Genomic DNA, 13,723 nt, shown 5'->3' with positions numbered 1-13,723 from the left:
CGCCCCTTGTCACTTGGCTGTCCGAAGCCGATAGATAAAGGGATGCGCGAAATCGTATTCGATACCGAAACCACCGGCCTCGACCCCCGCAGCGGGGACCGTCTGGTGGAAATCGGATGCGTCGAACTGATCAACCGCGTGCCCACCGGGCAGACCTTCCACGCCTACTTCAATCCCGAGCGCGACATGCCCGCCGGCGCCGAGGCGGTGCACGGGCTGTCGAGCGCCTTCCTGATGGACAAGCCGCTGTTCCGCGACACGGTCGGCGCCGTGCTCGACTTCATCGCCGACTCGCCCCTCGTCGCGCATAACGCTTCGTTCGATTTCGGCTTTCTCAACGCCGAGCTCGCGCTGTGCGAGCGCGAGGCGGTGTGCATGACCCGGATGATCGACACCGTCGCGCTCGCGCGCAAGCGGCATCCGGGCGCCAAGCTTTCGCTCGACGCGCTGTGCACGCGCTACGGCATCGACCGCAGCCATCGCGTGAAGCACGGCGCGCTGCTCGACGCCGAGCTGCTCGCGCAAGTCTATGTCGAGCTGACCGGTGGCCGGCAGATCGGGCTCGCGCTCGCCGCGGAAACCGCCAGTGTCGGCATCGTCGCGATGCCGCGACACATGCCTGCGGCGCGTGTGCGCCGCGAACCACGACCGCATGCTGCGAGCCCGGAGGAACTCGCGCGGCACCAGGCGTTTATCGCCAAGATGGCTTCGCCCCTCTGGGGTAGCTGATCGGGGCCGGGGGGTCTCGCCCAAGCAATGGAGAATGATCGCCGATGGATATCCGCATTTCTGGCCACCAGATGGAGACGGGCACTGCCCTGCAGGATCACGCCGCCGAGCGGCTGAACGCGATCGTCGAGAAGTATTTCAACCGGGCGCTCACCTCGCAGGTGACGTTCGGCAAGGCGCCCGCCGGGGCCTTCAGTTGCGACATCGTGACCCATGTGATGCAGGGCATGATCGTCAAAAGCCACGCCGAAGCGCAGGACGCCCATCAGGCGCTCGACCGCGCGGCGGAGAAGATCGACAAGCAGCTCCGCCGCTACAAGCGCCGCCTTCAGGATCGCCACTCCCAGGCAGCGCATGCGCTGCAGGAAGAGGAAGCGGCCTATACGATCTTCGCGCCGATCGGCGAGGATGTGGAGGAAGTCGAAGGCGACGAGCCGCCAATGATCGTCGCCGAGACCACTGCCGACATCCCCGAGACAAGCGTGGCCGACGCGGTCATGATGCTCGACCTGCGCGACACCAACGCGCTGTTCTTCAAAAATGCTGGCACGGGCCGACATAATATGGTCTATCGCCGCCGAGATGGCTCGATCGGCTGGGTCGAGCCCCGTTGACACCGCGGCGGGCGGAAAGACGCCTGCCAAGGAAATCCGCCGGATCGCAAGGGCTTGCTATGGTCGATCGCGCCTCCGGCGCGCGGCTCGCTCGCCGGATCGCGGCATGCTGAACTGATTCGCAACCGAACGATGAACGTACATTTCAAGCTGATTCCCGAAGCATTCGTGCTGAGCGATGCCGGTACCAAGGCCGCGGTTCTGGGCGATCTCGCTCAGTGCTTCGCGCGCGCCTACGGCTTCGCCGCGCCCGACGTGCTGGAGGCCCTCGAGGAGCGCGAGAAGCTCGGCAGCACCGGCTTCGGCCGGGGCGTCGCCATTCCGCACGCCCGCCTCGCCGGGATCAACCGTCCGGTCGCGGCCGTGCTGAAGCTGTCCGCGCCGGTCGATTTCGATGCGGCTGACGGCATGCCGGTGGAGCTCGCCTTTGGCCTGATCTCGCCCGAGAATGCCGGTGTCGCGCACCTTCACGCACTCGCTGCCGTGTCGCGGCTGGTGCGCGACGAGGCGACCAACCGGATGCTGCTCGAGGCGACCGACACGGAAGCGCTGATCGCGTCGCTCACCAACGCCAGCGATCGTGACGTCGCCTGAGTCTCCGTCCGGCGCCGGCCCGCACTACCGGGCGCTCGAAGCGCTCTACCGCTCCGCGCCGGTCAATGCGCTGTTCGAATCGAGCCTGGAAATCCTCGCCGAAGGACGCTCGCGGATAGAGTTCCTGGTGACGCCCGAGGCCTATCACGCGGCCGGCGCGGCGCACGGGACGATCTATTTCAAGATGCTCGACGATGCCGCCTTCTACGCGGCGAACACGCTGATCACCGACCGCTTCCTGCTGACGACCTCGTTCAACCTTCATTTCACCAAGCCCGTGCGCGAAGGCAAAGTGACGGCCGAGGGCCGGTGGATCAGTGGCCGGCGGCGCGTGCTGGTCGCCGAAGCGCGGCTGGTCGATGCGGAAGGCGAAGAGATCGGCCGCGGCACGGGCACGTTCATGCGCTCGCGCATCGCGCTTTCGAGCCTCGCGGGCTATCGCCCCGACCAGGCCTGACCATGGACAACCGGCTGCCCGCGCACCTCGAAGTGGCGGCGATTCTACGGCTCGCCGAATCGCTCGGGGGGTTCGGCACGGTTGTTGAAAAGGGTGAACGCGACTCGGGCACCATTCTTCTGGTAACGATGTTTCGCGGCCAGGCGGCGCGTCTTTACGAAAGAATGCCGCAGCTCGATGGAACCCGCGCTTTCGTGCTCGTGCGCGAACAGAGCACTGATAATCCCGCAGAATTTTCCGAGTATTTGGCACGGCGCAAGCGCCAGGACAGCGATATCTGGATTTTGGAGGCAGATATCGCGGACCCGGAACGGTTCGTCGCATCCTTGCCGTGTTAAGTTGACATCGAAACGCCGACATCTATCTGGCCGCGCAACAACCGATGCGCAGGCGGCATGGGCGGCATTCGGCCGCGCGGCAGGCACGCAGACGGGGAACGGCCGGCAGGCCCACTAATCCGGACCCACTTTTAAACGCAATTCAACGCGATCAGGTCCCAGCCTGCGACTGTGCTCGTTCACCGCCCAGATATGACGGATTGATGAGTCGAAAGACCCGCTTGGCGTCGGTCGCGGCGCTTGCCGCAACGACGAGCTTTACGATTGCCAGCGCCGAAGGTTCCGGTGCCAACGCCCAGGTGGGCGAGAACCTTCAGATTTCCGGGCCGGAGCTGACCGAAGAGGTTGTTCCGGTCTTTGTCCAGAAGGAAGTGATTCAGCCCCTTCCAGAAAGCGGCGCTGCGGAGCCCCAGGCTCTTGCCAGCGCAGATACGCTGCACGAACTCGTCGCCCGGATGCCCGATCAGACCGGACTTTCGCGCGAGATGGAGTGCCTCGCCGGTGCGATCTATTTCGAATCTCGCGGCGAGCCTCTGGCCGGACAACTCGCGGTAGCCCAAGTCGTGATCAACCGCGCCGATTCGGGGCTCTTCCCATCGGATTACTGCGGCGTGGTCTTTCAGCGTGCGCAGTTCTCTTTCGTGAAAGGCGGGACGATGCCGTACATTCCGCGCGGAACGGCCGCGTGGCAGCGCGCGAAGGCCGTGGCCCGTATCGCGCACGAAGGGCTGTGGGAAAGCGAAGCGGCGGACTCGCTCTATTTTCACGCGACTTACGTGCGACCTTCGTGGAGCCGCAGCAAGCAGGCGCGCGCCACGATCGACACGCACGTATTCTATCGCTGATTCGGGAAACCGGGCCCGCTTTCCCCGGGCCTCACGGGATGTCGGCGATCTCAACCCACACCGGGGCGTGGTCGCTCGCCTTCTCGCGGCCCCGGTATTCCTTGTCGACGCCCGCCGCGGTCAAGCGGTCGGCGAGTTCGGGGCTGAGCAGCAGGTGATCGATGCGGAACCCGTGGTCGCGCTGCCAGGCGCCGGCCTGATAGTCCCAGAAGGTCCAGACCCCGCCCCGCGGGTTCAGGGTGTCGAGTGCGTCGGTCCACCCGGCGGCGAGCAGCCGGCGATAGGCGGCGCGCGATTCGGGCTGCATCAGCGCGTCGCTGGCCATGGCCGCGGGCGACCAGACATCCTTGTCTTCGGGAATGACGTTGAAGTCGCCCACGACCGCGCAGGGAATCTCCAGCGCCCATAGTTCGGCCATGCGCGCGCGCAAGCGCTCCATCCAGGCGAGCTTGTAATCGAACTTGGGGCCGGGCTGTGGATTGCCGTTCGGCAGGTAGATGCAGGCGACCCGAACCCCGTTCACGTCGGCTTCGATGTAGCGTGCGTGCAGATCCTCCGGATCGCCGGGCAGCGTGCGCTGCGCCTCGATCGGCTGTACCCCGTCGGCGAGGATCGCGACGCCGTTGAAGCCCTTCTGCCCATGCCAGATCGCCTTGTAGCCGATCTTCTCGAACGCATCGGCGGAAAAGCTCTCGTCCTGGCTCTTGATCTCCTGGAGGCAGGCGACCGTAGGGCGGGTTTCCTCGAGCCATTCGATCAGCCGCGGCAGGCGCGCCTTGATGCCGTTGATATTGAAGCTGGCGATTCTCAGAGCAACCTCCCGCACACGGTCGGGCGGAGCCTGCGCCGGTCCAGCCCTTCAAGGCTTCGCTAGAAGAAAATGCCGGGCTTCGAAAGCGGCGCGTGTCCGTGCAGACCGCGGCGCTAGATTCCGAAGCTGGAGCCGCAGCCGCAACCGGCCGCGGCGTTGGGATTTTCGACCCGGAAGGCCGCGCCGCCCAGCGATTCCACGAAATCGACCGTGCTGCCGGCGACGAGGTCGAGGCTGACGGGATCGACCACCAGGCGCACACCCTCGGTCTCGCTCACGCTGTCGTCCGCGTCGGGCGCATCGGCCAGATCGAACTTGTACTGGAAGCCGGAGCAGCCGCCGCCTTCCACCGAAAGCCGCAGAACGGCGGGCTTCGCCTGGCGTTCGGCGATCCATGCGATGCGCTTCGCGGCGGCGGGCGTGAGGGTCAGCGTATCGGCCATGGCGGCGATATGGGGACGCGCGGCGCGGGGCTCAAGCGGTCCGGATATAATCGCGCATCGCGGCGGCATCGCGCTCGATCTCGTCGATTCGCGACTTGACCAGATCGCCGATCGAGATGAAGCCGCACATGACGTCGCCTGCGATCACCGGCAGATGACGAACGCGCCGCCGTGTCATCAGTGCGAGCGCCTCGTCGACCTTGATCGACGGCGCGACCGTGATCGCCGGCGCGGTCATGACTTCACCCACTGTGCGGTCGAGTGCCGCGGCGCCTTCCTGCGCGACGCAGTAGAGCACGTCGCGTTCGGAGAAGACGCCTGCCACGGCGCCGCCTTCCATCACCGGCAGGGCGCCGATCCGGCGTTCTGCAAGCAGGGCAACCGCATCATGCACTCGGGTGCCCGCTTCGCACCGCACGATATCGTCGCTCGTGCGGCCGACGATCAGGCTGGCTATGTCCATGGCTATCCGACCTCCTTCGCTGCCTGCGAGGATGCCATGAAACGCGCGTCATTGCCAACCGCGGTTCGAATGGCCAGTTGGGAACCATGACGTCCCGCTCGCCCCTCGATGATCCGAAGATCGCTGCCTTCGCCTGGGCCAGGTACAAGCGGCTGATGCGGGCGATGGTGCTGGTTACCCTCGTGGTCGTCTTGCTGGTGTTGGGGTATCTCTATGTCACCGGCAGTGCCCCTTCGATCCACTTCTATATCGCCACGGGGCTCGGCGTGGGCGTGGCGATGATGCTCACCGCCGCGCTGATGGGGCTGGTCTTCCTTTCGAACGGCACCGGGCACGATGAAAGCATCAGCGACCCGACAGACGACGAGTGGCGTCAGGATCCCGGTTGACCATACCCTACGCGCGAGGATCGGCGGACGGCGAAGTGCGCCGCCGGAAGAATCGCCGATTGGCGCGCCGCCTCCGACCCGCTAGCGATACGGTCATATGACCGCCGCCACCCAGATCTCCCCTTCTTCGCGCTTCTATGGTCTTTCCCGGTGGTCGGTGCTCGCCCCGCTCGTCGCTTTGGGGGCGGTCCTGCTCGGCAAGCCAGAGGGGGTCGCGCTCTCGCTTTTCGTCGGCCTGCTGCTGGGCGCGGCGATCATGGCGGCGGTCTATCACGCCGAAGTGCTGGCGCATTACCTGGGTGAGCCGTTCGGCACCCTCGTGCTTGCGCTGGCGGTCACGATCATCGAGAGTTCGCTGATCGTATCGATCATGCTGAGCGAAGGGGCGCAGGCCCAGGCGCTCGCGCGCGACACCCTGATCGCGGCGATCATGATCACGATCAACGGGATCATCGGCATCTGCCTGCTCGCCGGCGGCCGGCGGCATCACGAGCAGAGCTATACCCAGTCCGGCGTGAGCGCGGGTCTCGCCATGCTGGCCACCCTTTCGGTGCTCACGCTGATTCTGCCCAATTACACGACAAGCGCGGGCGGAGCTTTCTACAGTCCGCAGCAGCTCGTCTTCGTGGCGATCGTTTCGTTGCTGATCTATGCGACTTTCGTAGTGGCGCAGACGATCCGCCATCGAGATCATTTCCTGCACCACATTCCGGATGCCGACGATCACGCGCATGAAGCGCCAGTGCCGCGCGCCAAGGCAATGGCCGCCGCGGCCGCAATGCTGGTCGCGCTCGTGGCGGTCGTGCTGTTGGCCAAGAATCTCTCGCCGACGATCGAGGCGGGGGTGGCCGCGATCGGCGCACCGCGGGCCCTGGTCGGCATCATTATCGCGGCGCTGGTGCTTGCCCCCGAAGGTTTTGCCGCGCTCCGCGCCGCACGCGCCAACCGTGTGCAGACGAGTCTCAACCTCGCGATCGGTTCCGCGCTGGCAACCATCGGGCTCACGATTCCGGCAGTGGCGACTGTCGCGCTGGCGCTCGGGTTGGACCTTGAACTGGGCCTGTCGATGCCCTCCATCGTGATCCTCGCCCTCACGCTGCTGGTCGCCGCGATCACGCTGGGCCGCGGACGCACGACCGTGGTCCAGGGTGTGATTCACCTGACGATCTTCGCGACCTTCCTGTTCATCACGATCGTGCCCTAGGGTGCGCTACCCCCGGTAGAGCGCATCCAGCCGCGGCTGGTAGCGTTCGCGGATCTTGTGGCGGCGGATCTTCATCGAAGGGGTCATCTCCTCGTTCTCGATCGTGAACGGCTCGTCCGCGAAGGCGAACTGGCGGACTTTCTCGATCACCGAGAGATCCTTGTTCACTTCGTCGATTGCGGCGCGCACCGCACTGCGGAAGGCAGGCAGCCCCTGCAGTTCCTTGATATCGAACTTCACGTCGTTGACATTGGCCCATTCGAGCGCCCATTCGGCATCGGGCACGATCAGGCCGACGACGTAAGGGCGCCGGTCGCCGCTCACCATCGCCTGCGCGATCTCCTGTCGCAGGGTCAGCATACCCTCGATCTTCTGCGGGGCGACGTTGTCGCCCTTGTCGTTGACGATCATGTCCTTCTTGCGGTCGGTGATGACGATCCGGCCCTTTTCGTCGAGATGGCCGATGTCGCCCGTGTGCAGCCAACCGTCCTTGAGGGTGCGGCGCGTCTCGGCCTCGTTGCGCCAGTAGCCGCGCATGACCAGCTCGCCGCGGCAGAGGATCTCGCCATCCTCCGCAATCTCGATCTCGACCCCCCGCATCGGTGGGCCGACCGTGTGCATCGCAATGCCCGCGCTCGGACGGTTGCAGCTGATCACCGGGCCCGCCTCGGTCTGACCGTAGCCCTGGAGCATCGTCAGCCCCATGGCCTGGAAGAACACCCCGACATCGGGATTGAGCGGCGCGCCGCCGCTGACTATGGCCTTGATCCGCCCGCCGAAGCGCTGGCGGATCTTCGGCCGCAGCAGCCGCTCGAGGACGAAGTTGAGCGTCTTGTCGCCGAAGCGGTAGCGGCCTTCCGCCTGCCGCTCGCCGAGCGCGAGCGCGCGGTCCATCAGCGCCTTGGCCGCCCCGCCCTGCTTGTCGACCTGCTTCATGATCCGCTGGCGCAGGACTTCGAACAGGCGCGGGACGACGACCATGATCGTCGGGCGCGTCTCCTCGATATTGCTGGCGAGCTTCTCGAGCCCCTCGGCATAATAGATCTCCGCCCCCACCGCGATCGGCAGGAACTGGCCCCCGGTGTGCTCGTAAGCGTGGCTCAGCGGCAGGAACGAGAGGAAGCGCTCGTCGGCGTCGAGCCCGAAGTCGTTGGCGAGGATATCCGCCGCCCCGGCGACGTTGCACAGGATCGCGCCGTGGTGCTGCAGCACGCCGCGCGGCGCACCGCCGGTGCCGCTGGTGTAGATGATGCAGGCGGTCTCATCCCGGCCGATCGCCGCGATCCGCTCCTCCACCGCCTTGCGTGCGGCGGCAGCGTCGCCTGCGACCATCTTCGACCAGTCATGGCAGGCGAGGTTGCCCTGCTGATACTTGCGGATGCCGTCGATCGGGATGACGTGCTCGGCGATCCCGGTGCGCATGATCGCGGGGAGCAGCGGCTGTGAGAGTTTCTCGGTCGAGACGATCACCGCGCGGGCGCCCGAGTTGTCGAGGATGTGGACGTGGTCGCGCTCGGTATTGGTGGTGTAGGCGGGTACCGTCACGCAGCCCGCCGCCATGATCGCGAGATCGGCGAGGCACCATTCGGGGCGGTTTTCGGAGACCAGCATCACCCGGTCGCCCTGCTCCAGCCCGAGGGCGCGGAGTTTTCCGGCCAGAATGCAGACGGTTTCAGCCGCCTCGCGCCAGCTCGTCGTCTGCCACGCCCCGCCGCGCTTGATCCCGAGCATGGGCGCATCGCCTTTCGCATCGGCACGCTTCAGGAAGAGTTCGACGAGATTGTTCGCGGAATCGATATCGGACAGCTGCAACTCTCTGGGCTCCTGCTCCCACGTCCGGCTCATCGGCCGGTTGTTCGGGGATTACGTCGCGACTGCCGCAGCGGCAAGCGTGCGATGGATCAAGGAAGGATCAGCTTCGCCTCGACCCGCGGATCGCGCGCGGGAATCCACCGGTCGCCCTGGCGCAGCACCGCGTTTCCCTTGACCCCCGCCTCGCGCACCGCGATCTCGCGGTGGCCGAGCGCCTTCAACTGCGGAATCGCGTCTTCGAGCCAGGTGCCCTGCTCAACCGTTACCGCGTCGCCGTACGCCATGACGAAGGGCATGCCGAGCGCCGCTTCCGCACCCAGCCCGAAGTCGATCACGCCGATGATGCTGCGGGCGGTTTGCACGGGGATCGTGCTCCCGCCCGCGGCGCCGATCGCGAGCACCGGGCGGCCCTGCGGATCCCACACGACCATCGGCGCCATCGAGCTGCGCGGGCGCTTGCCCGCTTCGACCCGGTTGACGACCGGGCGACCATCGACTTCCGGCGAACGGCTGAAGTCGGTCAACTCGTTGTTGAGGAAGAAACCGCCGGTCATGAGGCCCGAGCCGAAGGCGCTCTCGATGGTCGAGGTATAGCTGATCATCGTGTTCTGCGCGTCGACCACGGCAAAGTGGGAGGTGCCCCGCTCCTCCGGCTCGTCGCCGTCGGCCAATGCAGTCGACGCGCCTGCGGGTACGCCGGCGACGACCGCTTCGATCGTCGATTCGGGATCGATCAGCGCGCTGCGCCGCGCGAGGTAGTCGGGGTCGATCAAGCCCTGCACCGGAACCGACACGAAATCGCTGTCAGCGATGTAGAGCTCGCGGTCGGCATAGGCGAGCCGCTGCGATTCGAGGAACAGGTGCCAGGTGACCGGATTCTCGGCCCCGAGTGCGGATAAGTCGAAGCGCTCTAGCTGGCCGAGGATCTGCAGAACCGCGATCCCGCCCGAGCTCGGCGGGCCCATGCCGCAGATGCGATAGGCGCGGTAGGTCCCACAGACCGCCTCGCGCTTCTTCGCCTCGTAAGCCGCGAGATCGGCTGCAGTCATCGCACCCTTGCGCGGCGTCTCGGCAGCGACGGTCGCGGCGAGCGCTTCGGCCCGCTCCCCTTCGTAGAACGCCTCGGGGCCGGCAGCGGCGATCGCCTCGAACGTGCGCGCGAGCTCTTCGTTGACGACCAAGTGCCCTGCGGGCTGCGGCCGGCCCGCGTCGTCGAAGAACAGCGCCCGTCCCGCCTCGGTCCATCCCGCGCGCTCGGCGGTCGAGGTCAGCGAGCCGTTGAGCCGCGGATTGATGCGGAAGCCTTTGCGCGCGAGCTCGATCGCCGGTTCGAACAGCATGGCCCAGGGCAACCGCCCGTGCTCCTCGTGCGCCAGCGCGGCGAGTGCGATATTGCCCGGAACGCCGACGCTGAGGCCGCTCTTCACCGACTCGCGGAAAGGGGGCACTGTGCCGTCCGGCCTCAGGAACCAGTCCGGCGTGGCACCGGCCGGGGCTTTCTCTCGTCCGTCGAAGGTCTCGACCGTCCCATCGACGGCACCCCGGACCATGAAGCCGCCGCCGCCGATGCCCGAGCTTTGTGGCTCGACCACGGTCAGCGCCAGCATCGTTGCGATCGCCGCATCGGTGGCGCTGCCGCCCCGGCGCAGCATGGCCATGCCTGCTTCCTGCGCGCGCGGATCGGCGGCGCTGACCGTGCCGAGAAATCCGGCCTCCGTCTCTGCGGGCGGGACGGTCGCGCACCCGGCGAGCGCGAGCAGGGCGGCGATGGGGGCGAGAACGGTGCGGAGCATGCCGACGTGGCTATTCGCTCCCGACCGCCTCGGCAAGCGTGGCGAAGCCGTCGCGCCGCATCAGCCGCTCAAGCCCGCGCACGATTTGCCGTGCCAGACCGGGCCCTTCATAGACCAGCGCGCTATAGAGCTGGACCAGGCTGGCGCCCGCGCGGATGCGCGCCCAGGCGTCCTCCGCGCTGCCGATCCCGCCCACGCCGATCAGCGGGATCGCTCCGCCGGTCGCGGCGCGGAAGTCGCGTAGCCGCTGCTGCGCCAGGTCGCGCAAGGGCGCGCCCGACAGCCCGCCCGTCTCCGCCGCATGGGGCGAGGCGAGCGGCGGGCGCGAAATGGTCGTGTTCGAGACGATCAGCGCGCCGAGCCGCTTGTCGAGCGCGATCCGGGCGATCGCGTCGACGTCGGCGGGCTCCAGATCGGGCGCGACCTTGAGGAACACGGGCGGGCCGTCGGTGGGGCGCGCGTCGAGCACCGCATCCAGCAGAGCGACCAGCGCGCCCTCGTCCTGCAGTGCCCGCAGGCCCGGGGTGTTGGGGCTCGAGATATTGACCGTGAGATAGCTCGCCAGCGGCGCGAAGCGGCGCGTGAGCAGCGCGTAGTCGGCGATCCGGTCGGCCGAATCCTTGTTCGCGCCGATATTGACGCCGACGAGCCCGGGCCGGCCGGCGCGCCGGCGCAGCCGCGCCTCCGCCTCTGCCGCGCCCCCGTTGTTGAAGCCCATGCGGTTGATCACCGCGCGGTCCTCCGTCAGCCGGAACAGGCGCGGCCTGGGATTGCCGGGCTGCGGCAGCGGAGTGATCGAGCCGATCTCGACGAACCCGAAGCCGAGCCCGAGCACTGCGTCGGGCACTTCGCCGTCCTTGTCGAACCCCGCGGCCATGCCGAGCGGATTGGGGAAACGCAGCCCCGCCACCTCTGTCGCGAGCGGGCCCGGCGCCGGCGGAGTCCGCGCGGGCGAGAGCTTGAGCGCCGCGATCGTCATGCGATGGGCGGTTTCGGGGGCGAGCGCGAAAAGCGCGGGGCGGGCAAGGCGGAACAGCATCGCCGGCGCCTATGGCAAGCGCGCTGGACTCTGTCGACTGTGCCGATCGGGCGCATTGCAGGCCATACCCGTAAGGAAATTTCGCGAGCGATTGTCGCATCCATACAATCGTGCACCGGCGAGTCGCCCTAGAGAGGCGCTGCGACCCGACGGTGCTCGGTGCAATGGTGCGCCGGGCTCCTCGCCTTTGCAGGGCGGCGTTCCATCGCGAGCGCCGCCCTCTTTTTCGCCGGTCTGGCCATGGCGTGCAAATCGCGCCACAAGCCGGCCCGTCATTCGAAAAAGAGGAAGGTCGCTCATGGCGAAGAGGATTCTGGGAGTTTCGCTGCTGGCACTGGCGCTGGCGGGATGCGCTGCCACCGGAGAGGAACCGCGCACGACGCAGGTGACCGGCTCCGAGACCGCGGCGACGCGGCCCGCGTCCGACATAGGAACGCTGTTCGAACGCTATGACGAGGCGCAACTGGCGCTCTCGCCGCTCGGAAAGGCGTATCGCGGCATTCGCGATTCGGACTACGACGACTGGGGCGACTTCTCCGATGCGGCCGAAGTGCGCGAGCAGGACCTGCTCCAGAAGACCGCCGCGACCATGCGCGCGAACTTCGATCCCGCGACGCTGCCGGAACAGGATGCGCTCAGCTACCGCCTGTTCGATGCCATGGCGAAGCGCAGCGCCTCGCTCTTCCCCTACCGCGATTACGGCTACATCTTCGACCAGATGAACGGTGCGCAGAGCGACCTGCCGGCGTTCCTGATCAACATTCACTCGGTCGCCGACGAGGCGCAGGCGCGCGCCTACGTCAGCCGTATCGAAGGGCTCGGCCCTGTGCTCGATACGCTGATCGCCGAATCGCGCGAGCGGGCGGCGAACGGCGTTATGCCGCCTGACTGGGTCTACCCTTATGTCATCTCCGATATCGAGAATCTGCTGAATGCGGGCGAGGAGAACGCGATCCTGGCCGACTTCGCGGGCAAGGCGAAGGCGCTGGAACTCGATGCGGCGAAGGAGGCCGAGCTGATCTCGGCCGCGCAGCGCGCGTGGGAGAGTTCGGCCGCGCCCGCATATCAGCGGCTGCTCGCCGAGATGAAGCGCCAGCAGGCGGATGCGCCGACCGACGACGGCATCTGGCGTCTGCCCGAAGGTGCGGCCTATTACGAAGCGCTGCTCAGGAACTACACCACGACCGATCTCACCGCCGACCAGATCCACCAGATCGGCCTCGATAACGTCGCGCGTATCCATGGCGAGATGCGGGCGATCATGCAGCAGGTCGGATTCGAGGGCACGCTGCAGGAATTCTTCGCACACGTCCGGACCGATCCGCGCTTCTATTACGACACGCGCGAGGAGTACCTCGCCGACGTGGAGAAGCACCGCGTGGCGATGAACGCTGTGCTGCCGCAGTATTTCTCGACGCTGCCGGAAGATCCGTTAACGGTGAAGCCGGTCGAGGCGTTCCGCGAAAAGAGCGCGGGCAAGGCCTTCTATTCGCGCCCGGCGCCGGACGGCTCGCGTCCGGGCACCTACTACGTCAATCTCTACAATCTGAAGGACATGTCGAAGAACGAGCTCGAGGCGCTGTTCTACCACGAGGGGCTGCCGGGCCATCACCTGCAGCTTTCGATCCAGACACAGCTCGGCGACGTGCCACCCTTCCGGCGCTTCGGCGGGGTCACCGCCTATACCGAAGGCTGGGGCCTCTATGCCGAGGAACTGGGCAAGGACATGGGCTTCTACACCGACCCCTATTCGGATTTCGGCCGGCTGGGGATGGAACTGTGGAGAGCCTGTCGACTGGTTGTGGATACCGGCATCCACCACAAGCGCTGGAGCCGCGAGCAGGCGATCCAATACCTGACCGACAATACGCCCAATCCCGAAGGCGACATCCGCAAGGCGATCGAGCGCTACGTGGTCTATCCCGGCCAGGCGACCGCCTACATGATCGGCAAGCTCAAGATCATGGAACTGCGCGAGCGGGCGAAGGCGGAATTGGGAGCGGAGTTCGACATTCGCGGCTTCCACGATGCGATCCTCCGTACCGGTCCGGTGCCGCTCTCGATCATGGAGGAGAACGTCGACGCCTGGATCGCGGCGGCGATGGCGAGCTAGCTGGCCTCCCCGCTCGGGGGAGCTTGCTAACGACTCGCAACTGACGGTTTTCGGTTGAAAGCCGGCGGCACGGTGCATA

At 66.7% G+C, this 13,723-nt stretch carries 15 protein-coding genes; 9 read left to right on the top strand and 6 right to left on the bottom strand.

The window, feature by feature from the left end:
- The first annotated feature begins 42 nt into the window (after positions 1–42).
- From dnaQ to ETX26_RS12510, 6 genes are all read left to right on the top strand, one after another.
- On the top strand, positions 43–729 hold the full coding sequence (dnaQ, locus tag ETX26_RS12535; protein ID WP_129525000.1) for a DNA polymerase III subunit epsilon: 687 nt from the start codon (positions 43–45) through the stop codon (positions 727–729).
- 44 nt (positions 730–773) lie between these two features.
- The gene (gene hpf, locus ETX26_RS12530; RefSeq protein WP_129524999.1) at positions 774–1,343 is read left to right on the top strand and encodes a ribosome hibernation-promoting factor, HPF/YfiA family; all 570 of its coding nucleotides are present in this window, start codon (positions 774–776) and stop codon (positions 1,341–1,343) included.
- A gap of 132 nt (positions 1,344–1,475) precedes the next feature.
- Complete coding sequence (locus tag ETX26_RS12525; protein WP_129524998.1) at positions 1,476–1,937, top strand: PTS sugar transporter subunit IIA; 462 nt, start codon at positions 1,476–1,478, stop codon at positions 1,935–1,937.
- Complete coding sequence (locus tag ETX26_RS12520) at positions 1,924–2,394, top strand: PaaI family thioesterase (protein WP_129524997.1); 471 nt, start codon at positions 1,924–1,926, stop codon at positions 2,392–2,394. Before ETX26_RS12525 ends, ETX26_RS12520 begins: the two co-directional genes overlap by 14 nt.
- A gap of 2 nt (positions 2,395–2,396) precedes the next feature.
- On the top strand, positions 2,397–2,732 hold the full coding sequence (locus tag ETX26_RS12515) for a DUF1491 family protein (protein WP_129524996.1): 336 nt from the start codon (positions 2,397–2,399) through the stop codon (positions 2,730–2,732).
- A 203-nt stretch (positions 2,733–2,935) separates the two neighbouring features.
- Positions 2,936–3,577 carry a cell wall hydrolase gene (locus ETX26_RS12510; RefSeq protein WP_129524995.1) on the top strand — a complete coding sequence of 214 codons (642 nt, stop codon included), beginning with the start codon at positions 2,936–2,938 and terminating at the stop codon, positions 3,575–3,577.
- Between the two features lie 31 nt (positions 3,578–3,608).
- Here ETX26_RS12510 and xth read toward each other — a convergent pair whose 3' ends face one another.
- From xth to ETX26_RS12495, 3 genes are all read right to left on the bottom strand, one after another.
- Positions 3,609–4,388 (bottom strand): exodeoxyribonuclease III, encoded by a 780-nt coding sequence (xth, locus tag ETX26_RS12505; RefSeq protein WP_129525373.1) that lies wholly within the window; start codon positions 4,386–4,388, stop codon positions 3,609–3,611.
- A 113-nt stretch (positions 4,389–4,501) separates the two neighbouring features.
- Positions 4,502–4,831 carry a HesB/IscA family protein gene (locus tag ETX26_RS12500; protein ID WP_129524994.1) on the bottom strand — a complete coding sequence of 110 codons (330 nt, stop codon included), beginning with the start codon at positions 4,829–4,831 and terminating at the stop codon, positions 4,502–4,504.
- A 31-nt stretch (positions 4,832–4,862) separates the two neighbouring features.
- Positions 4,863–5,294: a CBS domain-containing protein gene (locus ETX26_RS12495; RefSeq protein ID WP_129524993.1), complete on the bottom strand. Its 432-nt coding sequence runs from the start codon at positions 5,292–5,294 to the stop codon at positions 4,863–4,865.
- An 86-nt stretch (positions 5,295–5,380) separates the two neighbouring features.
- Here ETX26_RS12495 and ETX26_RS12490 point away from each other — a divergent pair, with 86 nt between their 5' ends.
- Together ETX26_RS12490 and ETX26_RS12485 are read left to right on the top strand one after the other, a co-directional pair.
- Positions 5,381–5,683 (top strand): hypothetical protein, encoded by a 303-nt coding sequence (locus ETX26_RS12490; protein WP_129524992.1) that lies wholly within the window; start codon positions 5,381–5,383, stop codon positions 5,681–5,683.
- A 97-nt stretch (positions 5,684–5,780) separates the two neighbouring features.
- The gene (locus ETX26_RS12485) at positions 5,781–6,887 is read left to right on the top strand and encodes a calcium:proton antiporter (protein WP_129524991.1); all 1,107 of its coding nucleotides are present in this window, start codon (positions 5,781–5,783) and stop codon (positions 6,885–6,887) included.
- Between the two features lie 6 nt (positions 6,888–6,893).
- On the opposite strand, the gene ETX26_RS12480 is transcribed toward ETX26_RS12485, so the two are convergent.
- Genes ETX26_RS12480 through ETX26_RS12470 form a run of 3 tightly spaced genes read right to left on the bottom strand, consistent with a single transcriptional unit; the run spans position 6,894 to position 11,531 of the window.
- The gene (locus ETX26_RS12480; protein ID WP_191984718.1) at positions 6,894–8,732 is read right to left on the bottom strand and encodes an AMP-dependent synthetase/ligase; all 1,839 of its coding nucleotides are present in this window, start codon (positions 8,730–8,732) and stop codon (positions 6,894–6,896) included.
- 56 nt (positions 8,733–8,788) lie between these two features.
- Positions 8,789–10,492, bottom strand: coding sequence for a gamma-glutamyltransferase (gene ggt / locus ETX26_RS12475; protein WP_129524989.1), 1,704 nt, complete (start codon positions 10,490–10,492; stop codon positions 8,789–8,791).
- Positions 10,493–10,502: 10 nt separating this feature from the next.
- The gene (locus ETX26_RS12470; RefSeq protein WP_129524988.1) at positions 10,503–11,531 is read right to left on the bottom strand and encodes a quinone-dependent dihydroorotate dehydrogenase; all 1,029 of its coding nucleotides are present in this window, start codon (positions 11,529–11,531) and stop codon (positions 10,503–10,505) included.
- 298 nt (positions 11,532–11,829) lie between these two features.
- Between ETX26_RS12470 and ETX26_RS12465 the strand changes: the two genes are divergently transcribed.
- Positions 11,830–13,644 (top strand): DUF885 domain-containing protein, encoded by a 1,815-nt coding sequence (locus ETX26_RS12465; protein ID WP_129524987.1) that lies wholly within the window; start codon positions 11,830–11,832, stop codon positions 13,642–13,644.
- Positions 13,645–13,723 lie beyond the last annotated feature (79 nt).

Source organism: Pelagerythrobacter rhizovicinus, assembly GCF_004135625.1.
Taxonomy (GTDB): Bacteria; Pseudomonadota; Alphaproteobacteria; order Sphingomonadales; family Sphingomonadaceae; genus Pelagerythrobacter; species Pelagerythrobacter rhizovicinus.
The sequence above is the reverse complement of the archived record's forward strand: the minus strand, read 5'-3'. Positions and strand labels throughout refer to the sequence as shown.